We start from the raw sequence: 25,545 nt of genomic DNA, 5'->3' as shown, positions 1-25,545 counted from the left end.
AAGGCTCGAAAGCTAATGCTCTCGAGCCTTCTTGAATAGGCAACCCGCAAAACAATTTAAGGTTTTGCCGGTGCTAACAGCGATTAAAGCTTCATATCACCAAAGAAGTTTTTCACCCCTTCAAACCAACCGGTCTGACGCGGTGAATTTTTCTTTTCGCTGAGGGTATTAGAGAACTCTTGCAGCAAATCTTTTTGCTTGCCGGACAAGTTCACTGGAGTTTCTACCACAACACGACACAGCAGGTCGCCGGTTGCACCACCGCGAACCGGGGAAACACCTTTACCGCGCAGGCGGAACAGTTTGCCGGTTTGGCTTTCCGCAGGAATCTTCAGCTTCACTTTACCGTCGAGAGTCGGCACTTCCAGCTCGCCACCGAGGGCAGCGGAAACAAAGCTAATCGGCACTTCGCAGTAGAGGTTCTTGCCATCGCGCTGGAACAGATCGTGCTCTTTCACCACTACCTGTACATAGAGATCACCAGCGGGGCCGCCATCGGGCCCGGCTTCACCTTCACCGGACAGGCGAATGCGATCGCCAGTATCCACACCGGGCGGTACCTTAACAGACAGGGTTTTGGTTTCCTCTACGCGACCGCGACCGTGACAGCTGCCACAGGGATCGGAGATAGTGGTACCGCGACCGCGACAGTTGGGGCAGGTTTGCTGAACAGAGAAGAAACCCTGCTGCATACGCACCTGGCCAGCACCACCACAGGTACCACAGGTTTGCGGAGAGGAACCGGGCTTGGCCCCGGAACCGCTACAGGTACCACAGGCTGCCAGAGTTGGAACGCGAATCTTGACCGTGGTGCCACGCACCGCGTCTTCCAGGTCCAATTCCAGGTCATAGCGCAGATCGGAACCGCGAGCAGGGCCGCCGCGACGGCCACCGCCGCCACCACCGAAGATATCGCCGAACACATCGCCGAAAATATCGGAGAAGCCACCGAATCCACCGGCGCCGCCACCGCCCATCTGGCCTTCCACACCGGCGTGGCCAAACTGGTCATAAGCTGCGCGCTTCTCGGAATCCGACAAAACCTCGTAGGCCTCATTGGCCTCCTTGAATTTGTTCTCAGATTCCTTGTCATCGGGGTTACGGTCCGGGTGAAACTTCATTGCCACCCGGCGGTAGGCTTTTTTCAGCTCTGCATCCGAAGCGCCGCGCTCGACGCCGAGGACTTCGTAATAATCGCGTTTCGACATAAAACTATGTTCTCTGGTCCGGCATCAAGAACGGCCAAACTCTCTTTCTACTTCTCGGTTTCTAACTAAGCTCCGCGAACGGAGCACCACCAAAACTGCGAAAACTCGGCAAATATTGGCGGATACCTGAAACAACACAGGGCGCGGGCCTCTGAAAGTAAGGCGCCGCGCCCCTGAAGTTCTCCGGCGGCCACTTTAAAAGCTGCCGCCGGAATTGCAAGCGAACGCTTACTTACCTTCTTTTTTGTCGTCCTTAACTTCTTCGAACTCTGCGTCTACCGCGTCGTCGCCAGCGGAGGACTGCTGCTCGCCCTGGGCACCAGCGCCAGCGGCACCTTCAGCACCAGCGGCTTGAGCCTGCTCGGCGTACATCTTCTGGGCAACCGGACCGGAAGCTTCAGTCAGCTTGGTAGTTGCAGCTTCCATAGCGGCCTTGTCATTGCCTTTAACAGCTTCTTCCGCTTCGGTAACTGCTGCTTCAATAGCTGCTTTCTCTTCAGCGGTAGCTTTGTCGCCAGCTTCTTCCAGAGTTTTCTTGGTCGCAGAAATCAGGCCGTCGAGCGTGTTACGAGTCTGCACCAGCTCTTCGAACTGCTTGTCCGCTTCAGCATTAGCTTCAGCGTCCTGAACCATCTTATCGATCTCGTCCTCGGACAGACCGGAGGAAGCCTGGATCACGATGGACTGCTCTTTACCAGTGGCCTTGTCCTTCGCGTGTACGTGCAGGATACCGTTGGCATCGATGTCGAAGGTTACTTCGATCTGCGGCATGCCGCGCGGTGCCGGTGGGATATCGGCCAGGTCGAAACGACCCAGGGATTTGTTCTGTGCAGCCTGCTTGCGCTCACCCTGAACCACGTGAATGGTTACCGCAGTCTGGTTGTCATCCGCAGTGGAGAAAACCTGGGACTTCTTGGTGGGGATAGTGGTGTTCTTGTCGATCAGCGGAGTTGCAACGCCACCCATGGTTTCGATACCCAGGGTCAGCGGAGTTACGTCCAGCAGCAGTACGTCTTTAACGTCACCAGACAGTACGGCGCCCTGGATAGCAGCACCCATGGCAACGGCTTCGTCGGGGTTAACGTCTTTGCGCGGCTCTTTGCCGAAGAACTCGGTGACTTTCTGCTGAACCATTGGCATACGAGTCTGACCGCCTACCAGGATCACTTCGTCTACACCGGAAGCGGACAGGTCGGCGTCTTGCAGAGCGATTTTTACCGGCTCCAAGGAGCGGGTAACCAGCTCTTCTACCAGGCTTTCCAGCTTGGCGCGGGTCAGCTTAACCACCAAGTGCTTGGGACCAGTGGCGTCTGCAGTGATGTACGGCAGGTTGACTTCGGTCTGCTGGCTGGAGGAAAGCTCGATCTTGGCTTTTTCTGCAGCTTCTTTCAGGCGCTGCATTGCCAGGGGGTCACCTTTCAGGTCGATGCCCTGGTCTTTCTTGAACTCGTCTGCGAGGTATTCGATCAGGCGCAGGTCGAAGTCTTCACCACCGAGGAAAGTATCACCGTTGGTGGACAGTACTTCGAACTGCTTCTCGCCGTCTACGTCGGCAATTTCGATGATGGAGATATCGAAGGTACCACCACCCAGGTCGTATACCGCTACAGTGCGGTCACCGCCCTGCTTGTCCAGGCCGTATGCCAGTGCAGCGGCAGTCGGCTCGTTGATAATACGCTTAACGTCCAGGCCCGCAATGCGGCCGGCGTCTTTGGTGGCCTGGCGCTGGGAGTCGTTGAAGTAAGCCGGTACGGTAATTACTGCAGCTTCAACCTTCTCGCCGAGGAAGTCTTCCGCAGTCTTCTTCATTTTCTTCAGGACTTCGGCAGAGATCTGCGGCGGAGCTTTTTTATCGCCTTTCACTTCTACCCAAGCGTCGCCGTTGTCAGCTTCAGTGATGGTGTAAGGAACCATCTTGATATCTTTCTGGACAACGTCGTCTTTGAATTTACGGCCGATCAAACGCTTAACCGCAAACAGAGTATTTTGGGGATTGGTCACCGCCTGACGCTTGGCAGACTGACCTACCAGAATTTCGTTGTCGTCAGTGAAGGCAACAATAGAAGGTGTAGTGCGATCGCCTTCGGCGTTTTCGATTACACGCGCTTTGTCACCATCCAGTACCGCTACACAGCTGTTAGTGGTACCCAGGTCGATGCCGATAATTTTTCCCATCTGTAAAATCCTCTTTTGATGCGCGCTGCCAGCTATGTTCTGTTTACACCGCGCGAATAATTCTTGATGTCAGCTATATTGGTGCCGGCCGCTAAATTTCAAGGCCGCTTTACACTTCTGCCGTTACGGCGCTTTGCTGACCACCACCATGGCCGGGCGAACCAGGCGGCCATTGAGGCGATAACCTTTTTGAAACACATCCAGAACCGTGTTCGGCTCCACCTCGCCGTTGGGCACCTGGGTCATAGCCTGGTGCAGCTCTGGGTCGAAGGGCTCACCGGCCGGATCGACAACTTCCACAGCATTTTTCGTCAGGGTTTCAACGAAAGATTTGTGGGTCAGCTCGATACCTTCTACCAAGGCCTTGTTGGCTTCGTCGGCCGTATCGATCGTCGCCAGTGCACGCTCGAGGTTGTCCACTACAGGTAGCAAATCCTGCAGCAACTTCTCTACCGCAAATTTGCGCGCGCGCTCGATATCCTGTTGCGCGCGGCGGCGGGCATTCTGCTCTTCCGCCTGGGCGCGCAGGGCCATATCCTTGTGCGCTGCCAGCTGCTCCTGCAACTTGATAATTTCCTCGTGCAGGGCATCGGCACCTTCGGCCTCTTCCCGCAGGGCTTCCTCGGCAAGTTCGCTTTCTATAGAGGAAGGGTCTTCAATCTCTGCTGAAACGCCCTCGTCTGTAGCTGGTGCGTGCTCCGCCCCCTCTTTAATCTGATCTTCTTCGCTGCGCTCTCTGGCCACTGCTTTCTCCGTCGCGTCGACTCTGTCAGTAATGTGAGTTGAGCCCGTCTCTCGGGCACTGGAGCCTATATGGGGACATCCCCGCACAGTTCAAGTGGTTTTTCGCGCTAGCGCACATCCTCAGAGTAATGTGGCCCCGCCCCTATAGCTAACCGGGAACGAATACTGTATAAATAACCACTAATTGGGCCGGGCGCCCGCCGATTAGCAAGGACACAAGCGATCTCTATGCTGCTGCATCTGTCTATCAGCCAATTCACCCTGGTGGACCAACTGGAGTTGGAGTTTGGTCCCGGTACCAGCACCCTGACCGGCGAGACCGGCGCGGGTAAGTCAATCACCTTGGATGCCCTCGGCCTGGCGCTGGGCGGTCGCGGCAGCGCGGAGCTTGTGCGCACCGGCGCCAATCGCGCCGATATCAGCGCCACATTTGATATCGTCGAGCACCCCAGCGCCGCCAGCTGGCTCGAGTCTCAGGAGCTGGACGCCGGGCAGGAAGTCATTCTACGCCGCACTATCGGCGCCGACGGCCGCTCCCGCGCCTATATCAACGGCCAACCGGTCACTCTGTTGCAGCTACGCGCCCTGGGCGAGCAGCTAATCGATATCCACAGCCAGCACGAACACCAATCCCTGCTGAAGAAAGAAACGCACCTGCGCCTGCTGGATGAATACGCCCAGGCCCAGGAACTCGCCGCAGAGACTCGCAGCCGCTTCAAAACCTGGCGGGATCACTATCGCCGTTATCGCACACTGGCCGACAGCGCCGAGGAAGCCGAAGCCCGCCGCCACTTGCTGGAATACCAGCTTAAGGAACTGGATCAACTTGGCTTGAGCGAAGGGGAAATAGAGTCCCTCGAGAGCGAACAGCAACAGCTGGCCAATGCGGGGGAAATCCTCAGTGGCAGCTACCAGTTGGCCGCTTTCTTGTCCGGCGGTGAGGGCGATATCGCCGAACAGCTGCACCGCGCCCTGCAACTGCTGTCCTCCATGCCCGGGCAGGCTCCGGCCTTAGTGGAAGTGGCACAGATGCTCGACAGTGCGCGCATCCAGGTGGATGAGGCCGCAGCCACCCTCTCCCGACATATCGATCGCTTCGAGATGGACCCTGAGCGACTCTCCGAAGTTGAAGACAGGCTCAGCGCCATCTACCAGGCTGCGCGCAAACACCGAGTCCAACCGCAGGAGCTGCCGGCTCTGCAGCAACAGTTACAGGCAGAGCTGGACGATATCGGCAGCCCAGATGCCCTGGAGCGCCTTGCCGCAGATTGTGAACAACTGGAAAAGCAGTACAGAAAAGTGGCCGGCAAACTCAGCAAACTGCGCAGTAAAGCGGCAGCTTCACTGGCGGAGGCCGTGAACGGCCAGCTGGCCGACCTGGCCATGCCTCACGCTCGAGTAGAGCTATCACTACAAGAGCTGGATACGCCCAATAGCCAGGGACTGGAAGAAGCGGAGATATTAATTTCCACCAACCCGGGCCAACCGCCTCGCCCCCTGGGCAAGATTGCCTCCGGCGGTGAACTCTCCAGGGTCAGCCTCGCAATCCAGGTGGTAACTGCGCAAACCTCCCGCACCCCCACCCTGGTATTCGACGAGGTGGATGTGGGTATCGGCGGTGCCACCGGTGATGTGGTGGGCCGCCTGCTGCGTCAACTGGGAGAAACCCGCAATGGCCGCAGCGGCCAGGTAATCTGTGTGACCCACTTGGCCCAGGTAGCGGCGCGAGCCCACCGCCAATACCTGGTGGAGAAACACAGCGATGGCGAAAGTGTTTTTGTGGCACTGCGCGAACTCACCAACGGCGAGCGCCGCGAAGAAGTGGCGCGCATGCTCGGCGGCGCCCCCACCGCCCAATCCCTGGCTCATGCCGAGGAAATGCTGGAGAGAATTTAACTCTCCACCCCCTCTCTCAGGCTGGCTATGGAGTCAGCCCCACTTCCTCTATACGATTCCGACGCCAAATGTCACCAAAGGGCAAAAATGGTGCATTTTGGTAAGCAATCTTATACCGTAGATCAATAAATGACCGCCACACAATCCGGTAAACCACCCCTTTCATCGGATATATGTGCCGATTTAGGACAAACGCACAAATATGACTGGGAGCGGCAGGTAAAGTCACCATATACTTGGCGGCTTATTTTTCGATGTATGAGTAGTCCCGGCCGAGGTTATGCAGAGAACGATTTTCAACACCCCAATTGTCACCCCAATCCTCCGCTTGGTTGCACGGGTGCTACTGAAGTTGCACGGCTGGCGTGTCAAAGCTGACGAGCAGTCTCTCAAACTAAAGCAGTACGTATTGATCGGCGCCCCCCATACCACTAACTGGGATGGCTATTACTTTATTCTCGCTGCACTCAAACTGAAGATGACCCCGCAGTGGATGGGCAAAGACAAGCTGTTTACCTTCCCGCTGGGTGGCCCCATGCGCTGGTTCGGCGGTATCGCCGTAGACCGCAGCAAAGCCAACAACCTGGTGGATGCCACCGCCAGGCAGTTCAAACTGCGCAAAGAACTGGTTATCGCTATTCCCCCCGAGGGCACTCGCGGTTTGGCAGAACGCTGGAAGACCGGCTTTTACCATATCGCCCGCAACGCCAGGGTTCCGGTGGTGCTGGGCTATATCAGCTTCCCCAAAAAAGAAGTGGGCATCGGCCCGATAGCGCAATTCAGTGAAAACCTGGAAGCCGAGCTGTTGAAGCTCAAGGAATTTTACGCGGATAAAATTGGCAAGTTCCCAGAGCTTTACACCCCACCCTGCCAGTCGTAACACCCAGCGTAAGCGTTTGAAGGGTGCGGTGAATACCGCACCCGAAAGAATCACTTCTCTTTTTCTGTCACATACAGAACCAGGCTGTGGCCAGTCAGCTCATAGCCGTGCTCTTCAGCGATCTGGCGCTGTAGCTCCTCAATCTCTTCATTGTGGAACTCGATAACCTTACCGGTATCCGTGCACACCATGTGATCGTGGTGATCGCCACGGTCCAGCTCGAATACGGAGTGGCCGCCATCGAAGTTGTGGCGCACTACCAGGCCCGCGCTCTCAAACTGGGTCAATACCCGGTACACAGTAGCTAGGCCGACATCCTCTCCCGCCTCCAGCAACAGCTTATAGACATCCTCAGCACTCAAATGCTGCTCACTAGTGCTTTCGAGCAATTGCAGAATTTTCACCCGCGGCAGAGTGACCTTGAGGCCAGCCTTGCGCAATTCCTGGTTTTCGTTCGACATGTATCAATATTTCCCGGCAGGATTTTAAAAGTTATCCGAAGTTGCCCAAACCCACAGCGGCCATTTATAAAGGATTCCGACCCTGGAGTCCCGTCTGTCAGCGAGCCAACTCTTCAGGTATTATCCCATGCCCTACGGAGTCAGAGAAACCCCGTACTGCTCACTTAGGGCAGAACTGGTAAGTGGAGGAACTTTTTTTCTCCACTTGAGACTAAACTGACTGTTTGTAAGAAATCAGCGTGAGCGCTGCCGTTTGAAACCGAATAATGGAGCAATGAATGCCGCCTAGTCTGAGATTTCTCACTATCGCCTTCCTGTGCAGCTTGCTGGGAGCTTGCACACTCGTAAAATTCCCCGGTGTACACCGTATTGAGGTGCAGCAGGGCAATATCATTACCCAGGAGATGGTGGATCAGCTAAAGCCAGGGATGACGCGACGCCAGGTACAGTTTGTTCTGGGCACTCCGCTGCTGGAAGATACGTACAACCCCAACCGCTGGGATTACGTCAATCGCCTTCGCGACAAGAAAGGCAATATCACCCAAAAGACCTTTAGCGTTTACTTTGATGAAGACTCCCTGGTAGCCACCAGCGGCGACTGGCAGCCCACAGGCTGGCCCTAAGCGGAAGTCCCCTCGGCGCCTTTCTTCTTCTCAGCCATACGCTTGGCTTTCTCGGCGCGCTGCTTGCGCGCCTCTTTGGGATCGGCGATCAAGGGACGATATACCTCAACCCGGTCCCCGGGTTGCAGGACATAACTTTCCGCCGGCGGTAGCCCCTTACTCCCCAGCACCTGGGCAAAAATACCCATCTTTGCCGTATCCGGATCAACTTCGGGATACTCCTTGGGAATTCCCGAGCGAATTAGCGCCTCCCGCGCAGTGGTACCCTCAGACACCAACAAACGCATTAATCGCTGTTCGTGGGGCAGTGCGTACACCACCTCCACCGAGATTGTTTTCTCTTCTGTCATTGGGGTTTCCCGTAAACTTCTTCCGCGCGCTCACACATAACCGCGACCATCTGGTTGGCCAGGTCACTGAAAATTTTTCCCGCAGCCGCCGCGATCAATCGATTTTTCATCGAAAACGAAAGGGTAAAACTCACTTTACAGGCATTTTCAGCCAGTGGAGTAAATTCCCACAGTCCCTCGAACTGCTCGAAAGGACCATCCACCAGCTTGAGCGTCATCGACTTGGGACGCACCAGCTGATTGCGGGTCACAAAGCTCTGCTTTATACCCGCGCGCGACAAATCCAGGCGCGCCTCTAAAGTGGTGTCATCGCTGTGGATAATCTCCGCAGCGCGACAGCCGGGTAAAAACTGTGGGTAACTGGCCACATCATTGACCAGATCAAACATTTGTTCCGCGCTGTACATGACCAGCGCACTGCGTTCTATTTCAGTCATTCCTACTGTCTAATCCAGTCCATCAGGCAAAATCACCTGGGATTACCGTTGAACGGCTAATTTTGCCAGCCGACGCTACTCAAGCAAGACAATTCCTGTAACAATCGCATTTTTTACCGGTGGGCCACATTTAGCCCCAACCGCAGTAACAAAAAACAACAAGCATTCATAAAAAATAATAGCGAGAGTACTTATGACCGCAGAGAGAGAGCATTTTGGGTCAAGGCTGGGCTTTATCCTGGCCGCCGCAGGTTCCGCCGTCGGTATTGGCAACCTGGTTGCATTCCCTGTAGCAGCCACCAAGAGCGGAGGCGGTGCCTTCTTACTGGTCTATGCTCTCTTCGTATTCGTGATCTGCCTGCCGGTGATGATGGCAGAACTCGCTATGGGACGCCGCTCGGATAAAGACCCTGTCGGCGCTTACCGAGAAATTTCCAAAGGTTCCAAGCTGTGGAGTATTCCCGGCTGGCTGGCTCTGATCACCCCATTTATGATCGCGGTTTTTTATCTGGTAGTCACCGTTTGGGTAATGGGATACCTGGTAGAAATCTTCTCCGGCAACCTGGATAAGCTCGCCACCCCGGATTTCTTTATCCACTTTATCAATACACCCACGGTATTTATTTACCTGGTAGTGCTGATGTTGATCATCAATGCCATTCTCGCTATGGGCGTTAAAGACGGTATCGAACGGGCCGCAAAAACCCTGATGCCCATGCTGTTTGTAATGTTATTAGGGCTGGTATTCTTTGTACTGACCCTGGATAACGCAGCCCTAGGCTTGCAGTACTACCTGGTACCCGACTTCAGCAAAATTGACGGCAACGTAATCAGCAAAGCCATGGCCCAGGCCTTCTTCTCCCTGTCTCTGGGAATGGGCATCATGATTACCTACGGCTCCTATATGAAGAAGAAGGACTCCATCCCCGGTTCTTCCCGTGCCGTAGCGATTACTGACACCTTGGTAGCCTTTACAGCCGGTCTGCTGATTTTGCCGAGTATTTTCCACTTCAATCCACAAATCGATCCGGCAGAACTGAGCGACTCCTCCGCCGGTATGATCTTCCTGTTCCTGCCGAAGATATTCCTCGCTTTACAGGACGGAATCGGCTACATAGGCGCTAGCGCAGTAGCGGCCACCTTCTTCTTCCTGGTACTGGTTGCCGCAATCACCTCGCTGGTTTCCATTATCGAGGTGCCCATTGCCACCCTCCGCGACGAGCGCAACATGGAACGTAAGAAGGCCATCTACATCGTTGCGGCAGTTCAATTTGTGCTGGCCATCGCTTGCGCCGTATCATTCGGTATGGCCACTTGGTTTACAGAGTTTGTACAACTGGCCGGCGCAAACAAGTCGTTCTTCGATTTGGTGGAGATCATCTTCTACGACACCATCCTGCCTTTAAACGGCCTGCTGGTATGTCTGTTCGTGATCTACAAATGGAAGAAATCCAATTTTGATAAAGAGCTGCAAGAAGGTGACAGCGACTTTGCAGGCTCGTTTTCGCAAAAATACGTTAACTTCTCCCTGGGCACTTTTATCCCATTGATACTGCTGCTTATCTTTATCAATACCGTGGCCCTGAAGTTTTTTGGACACAGTTTTATATAGTCACTCGTAGTTTTCATGGCCAAGAAAAAGAAAGCACAAACATCCAATACCATCGCCCTCAACAAGAAGGCCCGCCACGACTATTTCATTGAAGAAAAGTTTGAAGCGGGCGTTGAGATGAAAGGCTGGGAAGTCAAAAGCTGTCGGGAGGGCAAAGCCCAACTGACCGACAGCTATGTCATTTTTAAAAACGGTGAAGCCTGGCTGCTGGGTGCCAACATCCAGCCGCTACCCAGTGCCTCCACCCACTTTGTCACCGAGCCCGACCGCACCCGTCGCCTGCTGCTCACCAAGCGCGAGCTTTCCAAGCTGATCGCCGCTGTTGAGCAGAAGGGTCACACCGTGGTTGCCACAGCCATGTACTGGAAAGGGCATCTGGTGAAGTGCGAAGTCTGCCTTGCCAAAGGTAAGGCGAGCCATGACAAACGCGAGACTGAGAAGAAGCGCGATTGGAACCGCGAAAAGCAGCGCCTAATGCGCTCGGCGCACAAATAGTGCACAGTGAACCATTAGAAGAATAATTACGGGATTTACCATGAGTGCACCGCGAGGACAGTTCAGCTCGAATATTGGCTTTTTGATGGCCGCGGCGGGTTCCGCCGTTGGTCTCGGCAATATTTGGGGCTTTCCAACCAAGGCCGCCAGTAACGGCGGCGCCGCCTTTGTAGTCGCCTACTTATTTCTAGCCTTTGCGCTCGCCTATCCGGCCCTGATGGCCGAACTCACCATCGGCCGCCACGCGCGCCGCAATATGGTGCAGGCGCTGCGCTCCATTTCCAACGGGCCCATCAGCCGCTTTTTCGGGGGCCTGACCGGCTTCGGCGGTATCCTGGTGGCCTCCCTGATCCTGAGCTTCTACGCCATTGTGGCGGGCTGGATGGTGGCCCACCTGGCCCAACCTTTCGCCAGTCTGTTCGGCGCCCAAGAGGCGGCCCAGTGGTTGGCCGGTAACAGCACCGATCGCAATATGATCATGACCGCCATTTTCAGTGGTCTCACCATGCTGATTATCGCCAGTGGTGTTGAGAAGGGGATCGAGCGCTGGTCCACCCTGTTGATGCCATCGCTGATCATCCTGTTATTGCTATTGATCTGCTACGTACTCACCCAGCCCGGCGCCTTGACCGGCCTGGAAGTGTACCTGATGCCCAACTTCGACCACTTCACCCCGGATCTGCTGATCTCCGCCATGGGCCAGGCCTTCTTCTCTCTATCTCTGGGTGTAGGCACCATGCTGATTTACGGCTCCTACCTGAGCCAGCAGGAGAGCCTGCCGCGCCTTGGTGCCCTGGTAACCCTGATTGATGTGGGCATCGCATTTACTGCAGGCCTGTTGATCCTGCCCGCCATGTACGTAGCCCAGGAAGCCGGTACCCAGATCTTCTCTGCCGACGGTTCCCTGATCGCCGGCCCGAGCCTGATCCTGCAAGTGCTGCCCGCGCTATTCGACACCATGGGTGAAGCCGGGATATTCGTCGCCATCGCCTTTTTTGCACTGATGGTTATCGCCTCCCTCACCTCCTCCATTTCCATGCTGGAAGTGCCGGTGGCATTCTCTATCGAGAACCTGAATATCCCCCGCCGCATCGCCACCCCGATCGTTGGCCTGATCATCTTCGGCGTGAGCTGCGGCATCATCTACAACTTCGACGCCCTCTTCGGACTGGCAGTCAGTATCAGTACTGAATACGGCCAGCCCCTGCTCGGTATTGCACTTTGTATCTTTGCCGGCTGGATCTGGCGCCGCGACCAGCTGCTGAGTGAGCTGAAGAAAGGCCATGAAGATATTGAACACACCCTGTTCTGGAAGATCTGGCCCTGGTACGTGCGCATCGTCTGCCCACTACTGATTCTGACCGCTTTCGTGCAGTCCATTCGCTAAGCTCTGATCTCCCTCCCGGCGGTACCTCACCGCCGGGAACCCCCTTCCCACCTAAGCCCTCCCTCAAAGCGCCTGACTAAAGCGACTCTGATCGCTCAAATGCCAATTACATAAAATTTATTGCTAACGTGAATTTTGAGGTATACTTAGGTGACACACATGAGTGTTTCTTATCGGGGATGACTTGGATTCGACGCCGGTTACGAAACCTTGGGTGCATGCCGAGATGGCAGCGAATCTCGTAAATCCAAAGCTGTATTTTATTAGTTGCCAACGACGACAACTACGGTGCCCAACTCGCTGCGTAAGCAGCTTGTGAAGCGCTAACTAAGGGTTCGTCCCTTAGCAGTCTTCAGCAAGGTTCCAGTATCGCGCTGTAGACTGTTATACAGAACTGGATCGCCGCAAGCCATACCCGTGGGTAAGCGGTTAAACAACTTACGGGATCGCCCTATACGTCCTGACCGCCGGGCTGTAATGGGTTAAATCAATAGACGGAGCTAAGCATGTAGAGCCTCTGGCAGAGTGCTGACGGACGCGGGTTCGACTCCCGCCATCTCCACCAAATTGCTGTCTCAGACAGCCCACGAAAGCCCCGCAAACCTAGTGTTTCCGGGGTTTTTGCTTATCTGGACCATCCCAATTAATCTAACCCAAATCCAGTCATTTTTAGTGGGGTTAATTGCGGGGGCGAGCAGGTTTGCGCCACTGTCCCACCAAGAAAAAGCACTTGGCAGCAATTGCAGACCCTACTGAAATCGGGCGCCTACTAACTGCCATAGACGACCGCAATAGTAAGAGCAGCCCTAAAACTACCCCCTCTCCTACTCTGCCCGCTAGAGAATTGCGAAACTTGAGTGGACGGAAACCAATTGGGATGCCAAGCACATAAAACTGCCCAACGAAAAAATGAAAATGGGCCAGCCACACATTCCCCCTCTTGCTGAACAGGCTCTAGCCCTGGTCACTGGGCTATGACAATGAAACCATGACCGCCCACGGCTTCCGTGCAATGGCCCGTACTCTATTAGACCGCGACACTCGGCAGATTTAATTTAGAATTCGCGTTTTCATCAAGCAAAAACCTGAATGTGGCACATTCATCTCAAGTCAGAGAGGTGAAACACATTCTTCAATGGATCTACGAGGATAAAGGGATATGTCCATCAACGAACATGCAACCAAGATACAGGTGAGTCGACTGGTTAACACCGCTCTGACAGCGATTAAGGATAAAGATCCGAGATTTGATCAGACTCTGGTTCGCACTCTGGATCAACTCAACTTAATCAGCCGGAACCTGAATACCGCCAAACATAACGTACAGCACTTTGCTGGAATGATGGCGAGCGGCGCTCATGGACAAAACGCCTACCGAGTCAATCAATCCATGAACTCGAAGCTGAGAACCCTTTCATCACTTGAAGCCTTCCTCGCAGAAGAGTGGAAAAAGCTTGGTAAAGCAGTTGACGCATATAGGACACAGCTACCATGGGAAGGCAAGACCGAATTGGAACTCCTAGATATGCTTGCGGGAGAAATCGAGTCATTCGATAAATTACTTAAAAAAAACGTCATCAAAGTTCCAAAGCACCAGACCAATACACACCAAACGATGACCCTTCAAAGAGAAATCACGCAATTAAAGGCAATACCCGCTCAAACAGCGCCAAGTATGCTTGTCTTAATTTCCATCGGCCTTCGTTTATTTGCAATGTACGTCGGCTCTAAAAGAGTGAATAGCAATAGATAATCTCGATTTCCCTTTTGGCAGCTCGCTAGGCGCTGGACGTTTTCCATCTGACAGGCTCAATGCCTGTCAGAATCTTCTAAATAAGCGGGGCAGATCAATATTGTGTTAGGAATACCCATATTTCTACCCATTAACCTGCTTAAAAAATACCTTAAAGAACCTACTTAGCCACTCAATTCAAAAAGAACAAAGCCTTATCCATCGATCATGTGATGCACTCCTTGCAATACTCACGAGATAAAGGTTTTTTTCACATCAGTAAGAGCCCCGGAATGCCTGCTGAGCCATGACGCACAGAGAGAGCCTAGGGCACGATTGAGCTAGATAAATCACGCTCCACATTGGGGGTTACTTTGCTCTAGCAGTGGGGTTATCTGTGTTTTTTTGATTAAGCCAAATAGAAACCGAGTAAACACGGTAGCTACAGCCAACTATTTAACTCCCGCCATCTCCACCAAATCGAAAAAGGCCAACTGCAAAGTTGGCCTTTTTTATTTCTCGTTCGGCCCATTTTCAGATACCCCCGCCCTTTAGACCAAGCCACACCAAACCTTCTTTACCCAATTTACAGTTGCAACTTAATAGTGAGTCCTAAGCTGGAACCTTTTGTCGAGGCTACATGGGCAACTCCCCAAGAATAGATCTGGTGACTTAAAGAATGGCTTTAGCTTACCAGTTGACCTTTACAGATGGGTTTTAGCAGAATTAAAGGCAAAACAAGCGAAGTAATATGCATCTCAAACCCATAATTACACTTTTCGATTAGTTCACTCCCCTAGCCCCTAGAACCTCATCAATGGCTGTCAGCACCTGCGGAAATCTTTTATATCCGTCTGACGCTAAGAAATGTCCTGAATTAGGAATCGATACAATTGTTGTCTGAAGCTTATTAGCCAACTCTTCTGTTAAATAAAACGGGACTATGGAATCTTGTGGAGAACCAAGAACGATTATCTTATCTACCATCAATCTTAATTTACTGAAATCTAAATTCGTTTGAGTAAAATCTCCAAGTTGCGGTAGGTTTGGAATATCAGAAACAAAACCTGACACGAGTATAAGCCCAGCAATCTGCTTCTCTTTTTTAAGAGAGTTAAGGTAGTTCAGTGTCGCAATACAGCCAAGGCTATGGGCGACAACGATACTATTACTATCGATCTCACCTAGTTTGACTGAAAGGGCCTCCTGCCACTCCTCGGGGTTCGGAAACGATGGATTTGGTAGAGACAAAACTTTAGTAGAGATACCACGATCTTGAAGCTCATTTTTAAGCCAGGGAAACCAATGATCATCTGGTGAACTCATGTAACCATGAACAACAGCAATATTTAAGTCCTCGGTGATTGGGCCCGATTGCGCATTAGTGGATGCTGAGATGAATATTGTGGCAATTACGATCCGAGCAAATAAGAACACTGAAATGCTTTTAAAATATTTAGATCTCATTTAATTTTCCTCTGTCAAGGTTTAAGTTACACTATAAACCTTGACAGCACTGTCAGAGTCAACTATCTAAAGAGAAAAAATGCGTATTGGCGAACTTTCAAAACTCACTGGTGTAAGTCAGAGAATGCTGAGATTTTACGAAGCTGAAGAACTTATCATTCCAACCCGATCTCAAGCCGGGTATCGTGAATACTCAAAGGAAGATATAAGGCTGATACAAAATATAAAAACATTAAACGAAAATGGAATTAAATTAAAAACAATAAAAGAATTATTACCTTGCATAGAAGATGAACATTCAGCTCCTAGATTTTATGGGTGCCCCGCAGTTAAAGCCTCGCTACAGTGTGAGTTAGAAAAGCTTGATGAAAAGATAACCCAGCTAACGCAGAGTCGAAATGCATTAGCTCTATATGTTGGCGATCTTCTACCAGACAGGGATTAGATTTTTTCTTTTATCATTTAGATCACGGATGTGCCCGGCTTCCCATCAGGATTATAGTCGCACATTGCATCTTTCTCCCATTCAAAATCCCTATCGGCTCCACTTCTCCGGGATTTGATAACAGATCTTTTGCGCGCCCTTTTTATGTGCCCAGTAATCACTACAAATGCTATCACTAAAGCCCTTCCCGGCTTAATAGTCTCGTAACTTTTCATTGGCAGGCTCTTTTTAGAACCTCCCAATAACGGCGCAAAAAATGTTATCAAACAAAAGACATCAACATTTTCCCTGATAATGCCTTCGACCTTATTGGCTGGTGCCCTTTTGAAGAGTAACTTAGGGCGGGTGGCAATTTTCTAGTAGGCCTGATGTTCGATTGCCGCATCAAAGAGGGCTCGTGGTGTTACTCGGCCACTCGCCTTTTCAAAAAAATCAAACTAATGAAGATTACGGAGCATCATCATGGAAGAGACTCTCACACTCTCTCCCGACAGCCTGCAGCGCCGACTCAAAAAGCAAACCGCGCCCCTCACTCTCTCTCCTGACGACCTGCAGCGCCTGCTAGGCAAGCAAGCCACACAATTAGATAGTTCGACCTCTCTCTCTTTCGATTTCACGCCAACATCTCAAACAGACCCACTGCGACGCGACCCCGTCCTGAGCAACCTATTGCAACATGAAGCTCGCATGCTCGAGTGGCTCAGTGAATCTGAAGGCAATGCACGCCAATTCGTGCTCGACCCAATTCCGACCTTTCAGCGGGTATGCGACCCGAGCCCCGAGCTGGTCGAGGAGCTACGCGGCCTGTTTGACCGAGAAGAGCCAAGCGACTTAATTGAAGAAGAAATTGAAGAGCAGCAAGATCTTCAAGAAGTTGAATCCTCGCCAGATCCGGACCTTTCACAAGGCTGGGACTTGATCAGTGCCTCGACCCAAGGAGCGGTCAACAATTGGATTAGCGAGCTCTTCGAAGGCGACTCCGGCCAATGGTCCTTCAGCGGAAGTGTCGGCAAGGGCCCCGCCAAGGTTCGCTACGAGTTCGCATTCGATTGTCCCGCCTTTATTGATCCCGAAGACCAAGAGGCGACGCTCGACCTGCCCATCACAGGGTTCATCAAGTTCCCAGGTATCACAAGCAACATCGAAGATGCGCAGGGCCAAAGCCCCGGTCACGCCCGGCTCGTTCTTGACCTCGACAAAATGCAAGCCAGCGCCAGCATCAACCACTATGGGCAAGTCACCGCGACCATCCAAAAGCCCAACTGGGACATGATGGAACTTGACCTCAGCGATATTCAACTCTCAAAGTCGATCAAGGGCCTCGACATTACCGACGCGGTGAAAGGAGCAGTCGACCAACTCATCTCAAGTTTTGATTGGCCCATCACATACACGGTTGCTCAACACACTCCCCTGCCCGCCGGGAACCTGGACATCGGAGTGATGTATACAGCCTTTGATGGCGACTCCGACTCAAACCTGTTCGGACTTGGGATATGCCGTGGGAATCGCCAGCCAATAGACGCGCTTCTACCACAGACTATCCCTAGCAACTGTACATCGGCACTCATCGTATCCAACGACATCATTTTGACTTCGGTGGCTGCGGCGATTGCTGAAGCAACGCCACTGACCTCTTCGCAACTGACGGTGACCGATACCTACCCCGAAAAAATGTACCTCAACACCAACGTCGAGGATGAGATTGACGGCGCGCATATCAAAATCAAAGAAAATAACCTCCAAGCAGCGTTCAACAACGACGGCGATCTTGTTATCAGTGCCGACATCAGAGTGAAGCGTGGGGCCATGACCCTGTGGGTCTACCAGACTCTAAAGCTCTCTGCGACGATAAGCTTCAACGCCTACGACGATGTGCTCAACATTCAGGTGAAAACAAAAGCGAAGCTCCCCTTCTGGTGGGCGTTCGTACCGCTTGGCTGGGTCCTTCAATTGATCATCTCGATTCTGAGTTCGAAGAAAGGGAGTGTCGACATCGCGATTCCCGGCTTCCAGGTCAAGAACACGAATTCGCCCGCCTATCTTCAGATTGGTGGTGACTGGGCCTATATGCCAATCAAGCTTCATTCCACCCCAACCGCGCCTCCGAATATTCAGATGATGCAGATCAATCAGCAGCTGGATGAAAACGGCGGAAGGTTCCGGTTTGACTTCAGCAGATACGGCTCAGAAGTGACGAGCTTTATCGTTGCCGCCACCTACTGGTTCTTCAAGTACGAAGGAAGCACGGACCACCAGACGCAAACGCTGGGCCTGTCACTCACCCAGGTTCACAACAAGAATGCCGTCCTAACCGTCACTCCTGACGCCACTTTGTACGGCCAGAAGAAAGGTTTAAGCCCCTCAGCCTCCCAATTGACATTGTCGTGCATCGCAGTGGTCGACGGCCCCAAAGACGGTGTGATCTTACCGAGAACCATCACCGGTATCCCCGATGAATCAACCAGCCCATACATTCCCCTCGATGAGCCAGAGGCTTATGCTGCCCTTGGAGGCTGGGCATGCGAGTACCACAAGGACAACGACCCGAGCGAACCCCCAAAGTCACACCACGTTCGCACCATTGAGCTCGATGCAACCACCGTGGTTCCTAACAACTACGAAGTGGGTATCCAATCGACTGCACAGATGCACGATGACTCGGGCAACAATGCCATTGCATCGATTGATGGCAATCTCATTGAGCTGAGCAAGAGCCCCCCTCTGATCGCAAAGTACGTGACAAACCTCCAAAACACGAGTGATGACGTGCCTGTCGAGATGGGCCAGCCTATAAGCGACGCGGCAGTGTTCCTGTCTGGCTATCGCGTCCACTACGACAGCAGTGACCACGACATCCGGCAAGTCGGCGGAGGTTCGGAAACCTATTCCACGTCAGGCTCGCAGGTCATACTGCACAATCCACACGCACTCATCGGTGACGGCGACTCGGGAAACAGCAAGCACACTCAAGAAAACAGCGAATCGCACGTGTCGTTCCTAATTATCGCAGTACCGGAGTAAATTGCGCGTTGCTCGGGCGGCCATTACACGCCCGGGCAGCCCATGCGGTTTCTGCGACGGTGCACACGCCCAGTCTTCTTTGGGCCCCGCACCGTCGGTACCTCACGGCAAACCGTAGTGGTGCATAAATTAGTAACGAAAAGTAAGCAGCCTTTTGTCAACTTTATCGTAAGTAAATGGAAATTCATTAGCAGACAGTTTTTTGCATTGCAGGCACAAATCAGTTTTAAGTCGAGTTGTGTCTGCAATTAACGAAGTACCATTGCTATATATTATTGGTATGCCTGCTGCGCCATGTAAAAGAGTAGGCTAGAAATTAGTAATCTTATCTTATGGTATGCCCATAGCTCATAACACTGGCTTAAAAAGCTATCTTATTTAATCCACACCATTTAAAAACGACAAACTTGGCTTCAAGGGTATTGAGCTAATTTTATTTTCTGCATAAGCCTATGCCGCTATGCTAGGAGCTGGTGAAATCAGAATCATGAGAGCTATCTCGGCCAAAACTCACACTTACTAGAAAGCACAGTGAACTAATAAATTAGTACAACGCATAAGCTTCCCTGCCGGATTACTGTGTTTCTAAATTGAGGTAAATATATGAACGACCGAATAAAAAAAGCGCTTGAAGACGCGGAGAAGCGACTTGAAAAACTATTGCCTGATATAGAAAAACGTCACAATGAAGCAGCCCAGAACAGTCCTGATGAACCAGACAACCTGAAAGAAGGTGTAGCAGACGATTTGGAAATCCCAAGAGCTATAAAGCAACACCCCTAAATAGATAACAACAAACGAAAACAATTATGGAAACCCTCAACCTAAAACTGCCCTATTCCGACATAACCCTAATTCTCGACTCAATACGTCACTACCTAAATCACATTGAAACCCTTGATAAAAATTCAATTGATGAAGACAGACTGGCTGATTTACTCAACGATGCAGAGAACCTAAAGGGCATTAAAGAAAACTTGGCAGAACTATTCAGTAAAAAATTTAGTCCTTACTAGCATCAAATCCAAAGACATTTGGATAATTGCAGCTGCACTCGGCATTTATCCAGCTGGCGCCCTTAGCTATCGCCAAGTGTGTCGGTCATTGTGAGAATCTAGGCCTAAGATATCCGCGATATTTACCACTAAGCCACGATAGCTATCAGCTGATTGGATTTAAATTTGGCACTATGACTCTATTTTCTTGCACCTAAATAGTTTCAACGAGGAAATAGTGAATAACTTACGAGTTTACATCATTAGGCAGAGTAACAATAATAGCGCCCTGAATGACAACTGTTTAAATATCAAGTATTATTGGAATAAATATGATTAACGAGGTTAAGCAGTACAAATGTTTAACAGATTTGAAGGATATCATTGAATCAGTAGAATCTGTAAGAATACGCCCGACACCCCGTGGGAGTGACCCCATAATATATCCTGAAAGATCTGAGGGTAGGTATAGAACGGTTATGGGTGTAAGAATTTGTGACTATAAATTCTCAGCCGATGAAAGATGGGTATTACCAGACGACCAAATGGGGCTTTCCTTTTCTGGAACATGGGAAAATTTACAGTTTTCTCATAAGATGGCCTCGAGAAAGAAAAAACCGGTAGACATTTTCTGGGTACTTTCTGAAGCAGACCTACCAAAGCATATGAAATTTGAAAAAGATAAAGAACGGGATGGACATTATTTCCTAACAGTTACTAAGAGAATTAGGATTGAAGATTTAGTCTTCAACCTTAAATGGATTTCAGACCGCCTATCAGTTATTAAAGAAGGGGGCGCTTATTTATGATTGAATTTAAAAGATATCCTCATATTGAAGACTTGCTGCTTCACTATGCAAAATCATACAAAGATGATTCAATAATTAAAATTCTAGAAGAAGGGGTAAGTAGCGCTGGTAAAGCAGAAGAGTTTTCTCTCTTTATTTGGCAGGTGGTTGATTCTATTCATGATGATCAGGAAAACGAAATAGAAGTAATGGGCAGCACAAGCAACCTTGAAATGTTACCTGATCTCGAATATGAAATATCAGGTTATATGCGATCAGTAGGCTTCTATGACGTATGGCGTAGAGTGAGTGAACAGGCTTAAGTAGTGCCCATACTAATTACTCAAGAATTTAAAGTGGTAGCTTTACAAATCGGCTTAGTGTTGAGCTGACTACTATTGCTACCATCATAAGCTTTCACCCCAAAAATTCTGAACACTCACAAAAGTATTAGATTAAAGCGCCACCCATATTGATACCGAATCAAATGCTATATAAGTAGCCGGTCCGCTGAAAGATAGCCAATGCCTCTTCCTCGCAGTGCTCAAATATCATTAGAGGCCACTGCACCTGTCAGAGTGTACGAAGAGGGGTCCTGTATGGTATCGGGTAAAGACTATGAGTATCGTCTCAAATGAGTAGGACAAACCCGGCTGGAGGGTGTAAATAATTCTGCTAAACAACCACAAAGCAACCATCCCCCAAACTAACTCCCCCACCACATCCCCCTAAAGCCCATCCTGTGATAGATTTAGTCGTAATAATCATTCAAAAATTGTAATGGGCCCCCATGGCCCAGCTGTAGGCCTGCATCACATGGACAAGAAGCAGTTTTCTGAAGCGGATATCATCACTAAATGTATCCTCCCCGCCATTGAGCAAGCCGGCTGGGACCGGCACAACCAGCTGCGCCAAGAGGTCAAGCTGCGGGATGGCAAGGTGATTGTGCGCGGGCAAGTCGGTGCGCGTAAAACCGTTAAATCCGCCGATATCGTCCTCTACCTCAAACCCGGTATACCGCTGGCCGTAATTGAGGCCAAAGCCAATAAGCACGGTATCGGCAAGGGCATGCAACAGGCCCTCGACTACGCCAGATTACTGGATGTGCCCTTTGTATTTGCCAGTAACGGCGATGGCTTTGTATTTCACGATAAGACCGCGCTAGACAATGGCGGCCCACTTGAGCGGCAAATCCCCCTGCAAGACTTCCCCGGCCCCGAGACCCTATGGCAGAAGTACCGCGACTGGAAGGGCTACACCGAAGAGCAACTGCCGGTTATTACCCAGGATTACTACGATGACGGCAGCGGCAAAACGCCGCGCTACTACCAGTTGCAGGCCATCAACAAAACCGTAGAAGCTATTGCAGCTGGGCAAGATCGCATACTGTTGGTGATGGCCACCGGTACCGGCAAAACCTATACCGCGTTCCAGATTATCTGGCGGCTGTGGAAGGCGAAGAAGAAAAAGCGCATCTTATTTCTGGCCGATCGCAATATTCTGGTAGATCAGACCCGTACCAACGACTTCCAGCCATTCGACACGGCCATGACCAAAGTCAGCGGCCGCACTGTCGACCCGGCCTATGAAATCCACCTAGCCCTCTACCAAGCCCTCACCGGGCCAGAGGAGCACCAGAAAGCCTACAAACAAGTAGACCCCGACTTCTTCGATCTTATCGTGATCGACGAATGCCACCGTGGTAGCGCCGCCGAGGACAGCGCCTGGCGCGAGATCCTGGAATACTTCAGCTCCGCCACCCAAATCGGCTTAACCGCCACGCCTAAAGAAACTGACGAAGTCTCGAATATCGATTACTTCAATGCCCCCATCTACACCTACTCCCTCAAAGAGGGCATTGAAGACGGCTTCCTCGCCCCCTACAAAGTGGTGCGAGTAGACCTGGATGTAGACCTGCAAGGCTGGCGCCCCACCAAGGGCCAGCTGGACCAGAATGGCGAAGTGATTAAAGACCGCATCTACAACCAAAAAGACTTCGACCGCGTGATGGTGATCGAAGAGCGCACCCAACTGGTGGCAGAGACGATCACCGCCTATTTAAAGCGCACCGACCCCATGGCCAAGACCATTGTCTTCTGCAACGACATCGATCACGCCGAGCGCATGCGCCGCGCCCTGGTAAACCTGAACAAAGATCAGGTCGCCAAGAACGAGAAGTACGTGATGAAAATCACCGGCGATGACGCGATCGGCAAGGCTCAGCTGGATAACTTTATTAACCCCAAAAAAGCCTATCCGGTAATCGCCACCACCTCCGAACTCATGACCACCGGCGTGGATGCCAAAACCTGTAAGCTGGTGGTGCTGGATCAAAACATCCAGTCCATGACCAAGTTCAAACAAATTATCGGGCGCGGGACCCGTATTGATGAAAAATTCAACAAGCTCTGGTTTACCATCCTCGATTTCAAGAAAGCCACCGAGCTGTTTGCGGACGAGCGTTTCGACGGCATCCCGGAAAAAGTCTTAGCCGCTAACCCAGCGGAGATTATCGACCCAGACAATCCCGCCTTCGATAACGAACTCAACCAAATCGAAGACCAGCCACAAGCGGACGAATCCAATACGGAGTGCGAAGAAAACACAGCAGCCGGCCATGCCTCCAGTAACGCCATCCAATACCCGAATTTGCAGGAGGAGGACGAGCCCTTTATCAAGTACCGGGTCAACGGCGTCGCCGTGAAAAAGATGGCTGAGCGCGTGCAGTACTACGATACCGACGGCAAACTGGTTACCGAATCCTTTAAGGACTACACCCGCAAAGCCGTCAGCAAATGCTTTGCCTCCCTGGACGACTTCACCCGCAAGTGGAAAGACAGCGAGCGGAAACAAGCTGTGATTGACCAACTCGCCACAGAAGGCGTGATCTGGGAAGTACTGGAGGAAGAAGTGGGCCGAGATATGGACCCGTTCGACCTTATCTGCCACATCGTATACGATCAGCCGCCATTGACCCGGCGCGAACGGGCCGAGAACGTCAAGAAGCGCAACTACTTCAGTAAATACTCAGACGTTGCGCAAAAAGTGCTCGATATGTTGATCGAGCAATATGCCGATGCCGGTATCAAACAGCTGGAGCAATCGGGCTTTGCCGAACTCAAGGTGCCGCAGATTAAACCCCTGGGCAATCCTATGACCATTGTCCAAAAAGAGTTCGGCGGCAAAAGCGAATACCACCAGGCGCTGCACGAGCTGGAAGACCAGCTCTACTGCGACGACGACCTCAGCGCCTAGCCACTAAGGCCGACCAGCAAACACCCAAATACCCCAGCTGCGCTCAGCCATCGAGCGCAGCCATTTACGATTGAGAAGTACTATGTCCGTCAGTTCTGTCATCAAATCTATCCAAGATATCATGCGCAAAGACGCCGGCGTCGATGGTGACGCCCAGCGCCTCGGGCAGATGTCCTGGCTGCTGTTCCTGAAAATCTTTGATGCCCAGGAAGTGCAACTAAAGTTTGAACAGGAGGAAGACTACCGGGCCCCTATCCCCAAAAAATACCTGTGGCGCAACTGGGCCGCCGACAGCCAGGGGATTACCGGCGATGAACTGCTGGAGTTCGTCAACGAACAGTTGTTCCCCAAGCTCAAGGGCCTATCGGCGCCGATCAGCAGCAATCCCCGGGGCTTTGTCGTCAAGGAGGCGTTCAATGACGCCTTCAACTATATGAAGAACGGCACCCTGCTGCGCCAGGTGATCAACAAGCTCAACGAAATCGACTTTACCGACTCCAGCGAACGCCACCTGTTTGGCGATATCTACGAGCAGATCCTGAAAGACTTGCAGAGCGCCGGTAACGCCGGGGAGTTCTACACCCCCCGCGCCGTAACCCGCTTTATTGTGCAGATGACCGACCCACAACTGGGGGAAACCATCTTCGATCCCGCCTGCGGCACCGGCGGCTTCCTCGCCTGCTCTGTCGACCACGTAGAGAGCAACTACGTAAAAACCGCCGAAGACCAGCTGACGCTACAGGAGCAAATCCGCGGCGTAGAGAAAAAGCAGCTACCGCACCTGCTGTGTACCACCAATATGCTGCTGCACGGCATAGAAGTGCCAGTGCAAATCAAGCATGGCAATACCCTCAGCAAGCCCCTGTCCAGCTGGGATGAAGATATCGATGTGGTGGTCTCCAACCCACCCTTCGGCGGTACCGAGGAGGACGGTATCGAGAAAAACTTCCCCGCCGAAATGCAGACCCGTGAAACCGCCGACCTATTTTTGCAGCTGATTGTCGAGGTATTGAAAAACAAGGGCCGTGCCGCCGTAGTACTGCCAGACGGCACCCTGTTCGGCGAAGGTGTAAAAACCAAAATCAAAAAAATGCTGCTGGAAGAGTGCAACCTGCACACCATTGTGCGCCTGCCCAAATCGGTATTTGCCCCCTACACCAGTATCAAGACCAATATTCTGTTTTTTGAGAAAAGCACACCCACCAAAGATATTTGGTACTACGAAGTACCCCTGCCCGAAGGGGTAAAAGCCTTTAATAAAACCAAACCCATGCAGCTCGCCCATTTCGATGAGTGTGTCGATTGGTGGGGCGAAGGCAAACGCCAGAAAACCAAGCTTAAGCGCAAAAATCGCCAAGCCAACGAACGCGCCTGGCAAGTGAGCATCGACGAGATTATCGAGCGCAATTACAACCTGGATATCAAAAACCCCCACCAGGAAGAGGAAGTCAGCCACGACCCCGATGCCCTGCTGGACCAGTACAGTAAGCAGCAAGTAGAGATACAAAAGTTGCGCGACCAGCTGAAAGGCATCTTATCCGAAGCCCTTACTGGCAAGAGCGAGGGTTAAC

23 protein-coding genes and 1 other RNA gene are annotated in these 25,545 nt (G+C 51.8%); 16 read left to right on the top strand and 8 right to left on the bottom strand.

Annotated features, from left to right (window positions below):
- Positions 1 to 83: 83 nt before the first annotated feature.
- From dnaJ to grpE, 3 genes are all read right to left on the bottom strand, one after another.
- On the bottom strand, positions 84 to 1,208 hold the full coding sequence (gene dnaJ / locus ACJJIZ_RS06265; RefSeq protein WP_282931314.1) for a molecular chaperone DnaJ: 1,125 nt from the start codon (positions 1,206 to 1,208) through the stop codon (positions 84 to 86).
- Between the two features lie 228 nt (positions 1,209 to 1,436).
- Positions 1,437 to 3,383 (bottom strand): molecular chaperone DnaK, encoded by a 1,947-nt coding sequence (gene dnaK / locus ACJJIZ_RS06260; RefSeq protein ID WP_282931313.1) that lies wholly within the window; start codon positions 3,381 to 3,383, stop codon positions 1,437 to 1,439.
- A gap of 123 nt (positions 3,384 to 3,506) precedes the next feature.
- Positions 3,507 to 4,127 (bottom strand): nucleotide exchange factor GrpE, encoded by a 621-nt coding sequence (gene grpE / locus ACJJIZ_RS06255; protein WP_282931312.1) that lies wholly within the window; start codon positions 4,125 to 4,127, stop codon positions 3,507 to 3,509.
- A 228-nt stretch (positions 4,128 to 4,355) separates the two neighbouring features.
- Between grpE and recN the strand changes: the two genes are divergently transcribed.
- Both recN and ACJJIZ_RS06245 read left to right on the top strand, forming a co-directional pair.
- Entirely contained in the window at positions 4,356 to 6,023 is a 1,668-nt protein-coding gene (recN, locus tag ACJJIZ_RS06250) for a DNA repair protein RecN (RefSeq protein WP_444915566.1), read from the top strand.
- Positions 6,024 to 6,303: 280 nt separating this feature from the next.
- Positions 6,304 to 6,903, top strand: a complete 600-nt coding sequence (locus ACJJIZ_RS06245) for a 1-acyl-sn-glycerol-3-phosphate acyltransferase (RefSeq protein ID WP_413663277.1) — start codon at positions 6,304 to 6,306, stop codon at positions 6,901 to 6,903.
- A 50-nt stretch (positions 6,904 to 6,953) separates the two neighbouring features.
- On the opposite strand, the gene fur is transcribed toward ACJJIZ_RS06245, so the two are convergent.
- The gene (fur, locus tag ACJJIZ_RS06240) at positions 6,954 to 7,364 is read right to left on the bottom strand and encodes a ferric iron uptake transcriptional regulator (RefSeq protein ID WP_282931309.1); all 411 of its coding nucleotides are present in this window, start codon (positions 7,362 to 7,364) and stop codon (positions 6,954 to 6,956) included.
- Between the two features lie 278 nt (positions 7,365 to 7,642).
- Between fur and ACJJIZ_RS06235 the strand changes: the two genes are divergently transcribed.
- The gene (locus tag ACJJIZ_RS06235) at positions 7,643 to 7,987 is read left to right on the top strand and encodes an outer membrane protein assembly factor BamE (RefSeq protein WP_413663278.1); all 345 of its coding nucleotides are present in this window, start codon (positions 7,643 to 7,645) and stop codon (positions 7,985 to 7,987) included.
- Here the strand turns inward: ACJJIZ_RS06235 and ACJJIZ_RS06230 are convergent.
- Positions 7,984 to 8,337 (bottom strand): RnfH family protein, encoded by a 354-nt coding sequence (locus ACJJIZ_RS06230; protein WP_413663279.1) that lies wholly within the window; start codon positions 8,335 to 8,337, stop codon positions 7,984 to 7,986. The two genes, ACJJIZ_RS06235 and ACJJIZ_RS06230, sit on opposite strands and share 4 nt — an antisense overlap.
- The gene (locus tag ACJJIZ_RS06225; RefSeq protein ID WP_413663280.1) at positions 8,334 to 8,774 is read right to left on the bottom strand and encodes a type II toxin-antitoxin system RatA family toxin; all 441 of its coding nucleotides are present in this window, start codon (positions 8,772 to 8,774) and stop codon (positions 8,334 to 8,336) included. The genes ACJJIZ_RS06230 and ACJJIZ_RS06225 overlap by 4 nt, the downstream gene beginning before the upstream one ends.
- Positions 8,775 to 8,967: 193 nt before the next feature.
- On the opposite strand from ACJJIZ_RS06225, the gene ACJJIZ_RS06220 reads away from it, so the two are divergent.
- The 5 genes from ACJJIZ_RS06220 (at position 8,968) to ACJJIZ_RS06200 (ending at position 14,021) form a co-directional block, all read left to right on the top strand.
- Positions 8,968 to 10,386 carry a sodium-dependent transporter gene (locus ACJJIZ_RS06220; RefSeq protein WP_444915565.1) on the top strand — a complete coding sequence of 473 codons (1,419 nt, stop codon included), beginning with the start codon at positions 8,968 to 8,970 and terminating at the stop codon, positions 10,384 to 10,386.
- A gap of 15 nt (positions 10,387 to 10,401) precedes the next feature.
- Positions 10,402 to 10,881 carry an SsrA-binding protein SmpB gene (gene smpB / locus ACJJIZ_RS06215; RefSeq protein ID WP_282931304.1) on the top strand — a complete coding sequence of 160 codons (480 nt, stop codon included), beginning with the start codon at positions 10,402 to 10,404 and terminating at the stop codon, positions 10,879 to 10,881.
- A gap of 40 nt (positions 10,882 to 10,921) precedes the next feature.
- Entirely contained in the window at positions 10,922 to 12,268 is a 1,347-nt protein-coding gene (locus tag ACJJIZ_RS06210) for a sodium-dependent transporter (protein ID WP_444915564.1), read from the top strand.
- Positions 12,269 to 12,443: 175 nt separating this feature from the next.
- Positions 12,444 to 12,833: a transfer-messenger RNA gene (ssrA, locus tag ACJJIZ_RS06205) on the top strand.
- 594 nt (positions 12,834 to 13,427) lie between these two features.
- Positions 13,428 to 14,021: a hypothetical protein gene (locus tag ACJJIZ_RS06200; protein ID WP_444915563.1), complete on the top strand. Its 594-nt coding sequence runs from the start codon at positions 13,428 to 13,430 to the stop codon at positions 14,019 to 14,021.
- A 762-nt stretch (positions 14,022 to 14,783) separates the two neighbouring features.
- On the opposite strand, the gene ACJJIZ_RS06195 is transcribed toward ACJJIZ_RS06200, so the two are convergent.
- Positions 14,784 to 15,467 carry an RBBP9/YdeN family alpha/beta hydrolase gene (locus ACJJIZ_RS06195; RefSeq protein WP_444915562.1) on the bottom strand — a complete coding sequence of 228 codons (684 nt, stop codon included), beginning with the start codon at positions 15,465 to 15,467 and terminating at the stop codon, positions 14,784 to 14,786.
- Between the two features lie 79 nt (positions 15,468 to 15,546).
- Between ACJJIZ_RS06195 and ACJJIZ_RS06190 the strand changes: the two genes are divergently transcribed.
- Positions 15,547 to 15,912: a MerR family transcriptional regulator gene (locus ACJJIZ_RS06190; RefSeq protein WP_444915561.1), complete on the top strand. Its 366-nt coding sequence runs from the start codon at positions 15,547 to 15,549 to the stop codon at positions 15,910 to 15,912.
- Positions 15,913 to 15,929: 17 nt separating this feature from the next.
- Here the strand turns inward: ACJJIZ_RS06190 and ACJJIZ_RS06185 are convergent, their stop codons facing one another.
- On the bottom strand, positions 15,930 to 16,127 hold the full coding sequence (locus tag ACJJIZ_RS06185; RefSeq protein ID WP_444915560.1) for a hypothetical protein: 198 nt from the start codon (positions 16,125 to 16,127) through the stop codon (positions 15,930 to 15,932).
- A gap of 247 nt (positions 16,128 to 16,374) precedes the next feature.
- On the opposite strand from ACJJIZ_RS06185, the gene ACJJIZ_RS06180 reads away from it, so the two are divergent.
- The 7 genes from ACJJIZ_RS06180 (at position 16,375) to ACJJIZ_RS06150 (ending at position 25,544) form a co-directional block, all read left to right on the top strand.
- On the top strand, positions 16,375 to 18,936 hold the full coding sequence (locus ACJJIZ_RS06180) for a hypothetical protein (RefSeq protein ID WP_444915559.1): 2,562 nt from the start codon (positions 16,375 to 16,377) through the stop codon (positions 18,934 to 18,936).
- Positions 18,937 to 19,539: 603 nt separating this feature from the next.
- A complete protein-coding gene (locus ACJJIZ_RS06175) occupies positions 19,540 to 19,719 on the top strand; it encodes a hypothetical protein (RefSeq protein ID WP_444915558.1) in 180 nt (59 codons plus the stop codon).
- Positions 19,720 to 19,745: 26 nt separating this feature from the next.
- Positions 19,746 to 19,952, top strand: coding sequence for a hypothetical protein (locus ACJJIZ_RS06170; RefSeq protein WP_444915557.1), 207 nt, complete (start codon positions 19,746 to 19,748; stop codon positions 19,950 to 19,952).
- 311 nt (positions 19,953 to 20,263) lie between these two features.
- On the top strand, positions 20,264 to 20,740 hold the full coding sequence (locus ACJJIZ_RS06165; protein WP_444915556.1) for a hypothetical protein: 477 nt from the start codon (positions 20,264 to 20,266) through the stop codon (positions 20,738 to 20,740).
- The gene (locus ACJJIZ_RS06160) at positions 20,737 to 21,042 is read left to right on the top strand and encodes a hypothetical protein (RefSeq protein WP_444907298.1); all 306 of its coding nucleotides are present in this window, start codon (positions 20,737 to 20,739) and stop codon (positions 21,040 to 21,042) included. Before ACJJIZ_RS06165 ends, ACJJIZ_RS06160 begins: the two co-directional genes overlap by 4 nt.
- Before the next feature lie 493 nt (positions 21,043 to 21,535).
- Complete coding sequence (gene hsdR / locus ACJJIZ_RS06155) at positions 21,536 to 23,974, top strand: EcoAI/FtnUII family type I restriction enzme subunit R (protein ID WP_444915555.1); 2,439 nt, start codon at positions 21,536 to 21,538, stop codon at positions 23,972 to 23,974.
- A gap of 82 nt (positions 23,975 to 24,056) precedes the next feature.
- Positions 24,057 to 25,544 (top strand): N-6 DNA methylase, encoded by a 1,488-nt coding sequence (locus ACJJIZ_RS06150; RefSeq protein WP_444915554.1) that lies wholly within the window; start codon positions 24,057 to 24,059, stop codon positions 25,542 to 25,544.
- Position 25,545: the final 1 nt, after the last annotated feature.

Source organism: Microbulbifer maximicatervae (SeqCode) (assembly GCF_052467225.1).
The sequence above is the reverse complement of the archived record's forward strand: the minus strand, read 5'-3'. Positions and strand labels throughout refer to the sequence as shown.

What these genes read in the sequence shown, in the direction of transcription:
- ACJJIZ_RS06185 (WP_444915560.1), bottom strand. Translation starts at nt 16,127, where the DNA reads ATGAAAAGTTACGAGACTATTAAGCCGGGAAGGGCTTTAGTGATAGCA.
- ACJJIZ_RS06230 (WP_413663279.1), bottom strand. Translation starts at nt 8,337, where the DNA reads ATGACAGAAGAGAAAACAATCTCGGTGGAGGTGGTGTACGCACTGCCC.
- hsdR (WP_444915555.1), top strand. Translation starts at nt 21,536, where the DNA reads ATGGACAAGAAGCAGTTTTCTGAAGCGGATATCATCACTAAATGTATC.
- recN (WP_444915566.1), top strand. Translation starts at nt 4,356, where the DNA reads ATGCTGCTGCATCTGTCTATCAGCCAATTCACCCTGGTGGACCAACTG.
- ACJJIZ_RS06175 (WP_444915558.1), top strand. Translation starts at nt 19,540, where the DNA reads ATGAACGACCGAATAAAAAAAGCGCTTGAAGACGCGGAGAAGCGACTT.
- ACJJIZ_RS06150 (WP_444915554.1), top strand. Translation starts at nt 24,057, where the DNA reads ATGTCCGTCAGTTCTGTCATCAAATCTATCCAAGATATCATGCGCAAA.
- ACJJIZ_RS06195 (WP_444915562.1), bottom strand. Translation starts at nt 15,467, where the DNA reads ATGAGATCTAAATATTTTAAAAGCATTTCAGTGTTCTTATTTGCTCGG.
- smpB (WP_282931304.1), top strand. Translation starts at nt 10,402, where the DNA reads ATGGCCAAGAAAAAGAAAGCACAAACATCCAATACCATCGCCCTCAAC.
- ACJJIZ_RS06210 (WP_444915564.1), top strand. Translation starts at nt 10,922, where the DNA reads ATGAGTGCACCGCGAGGACAGTTCAGCTCGAATATTGGCTTTTTGATG.
- ACJJIZ_RS06220 (WP_444915565.1), top strand. Translation starts at nt 8,968, where the DNA reads ATGACCGCAGAGAGAGAGCATTTTGGGTCAAGGCTGGGCTTTATCCTG.
- fur (WP_282931309.1), bottom strand. Translation starts at nt 7,364, where the DNA reads ATGTCGAACGAAAACCAGGAATTGCGCAAGGCTGGCCTCAAGGTCACT.
- ACJJIZ_RS06160 (WP_444907298.1), top strand. Translation starts at nt 20,737, where the DNA reads ATGATTGAATTTAAAAGATATCCTCATATTGAAGACTTGCTGCTTCAC.
- ACJJIZ_RS06180 (WP_444915559.1), top strand. Translation starts at nt 16,375, where the DNA reads ATGGAAGAGACTCTCACACTCTCTCCCGACAGCCTGCAGCGCCGACTC.
- dnaJ (WP_282931314.1), bottom strand. Translation starts at nt 1,208, where the DNA reads ATGTCGAAACGCGATTATTACGAAGTCCTCGGCGTCGAGCGCGGCGCT.
- ACJJIZ_RS06200 (WP_444915563.1), top strand. Translation starts at nt 13,428, where the DNA reads ATGTCCATCAACGAACATGCAACCAAGATACAGGTGAGTCGACTGGTT.
- ACJJIZ_RS06245 (WP_413663277.1), top strand. Translation starts at nt 6,304, where the DNA reads ATGCAGAGAACGATTTTCAACACCCCAATTGTCACCCCAATCCTCCGC.
- ACJJIZ_RS06190 (WP_444915561.1), top strand. Translation starts at nt 15,547, where the DNA reads ATGCGTATTGGCGAACTTTCAAAACTCACTGGTGTAAGTCAGAGAATG.
- ACJJIZ_RS06235 (WP_413663278.1), top strand. Translation starts at nt 7,643, where the DNA reads ATGCCGCCTAGTCTGAGATTTCTCACTATCGCCTTCCTGTGCAGCTTG.
- ACJJIZ_RS06165 (WP_444915556.1), top strand. Translation starts at nt 20,264, where the DNA reads ATGATTAACGAGGTTAAGCAGTACAAATGTTTAACAGATTTGAAGGAT.
- ACJJIZ_RS06225 (WP_413663280.1), bottom strand. Translation starts at nt 8,774, where the DNA reads ATGACTGAAATAGAACGCAGTGCGCTGGTCATGTACAGCGCGGAACAA.
- ACJJIZ_RS06170 (WP_444915557.1), top strand. Translation starts at nt 19,746, where the DNA reads ATGGAAACCCTCAACCTAAAACTGCCCTATTCCGACATAACCCTAATT.
- dnaK (WP_282931313.1), bottom strand. Translation starts at nt 3,383, where the DNA reads ATGGGAAAAATTATCGGCATCGACCTGGGTACCACTAACAGCTGTGTA.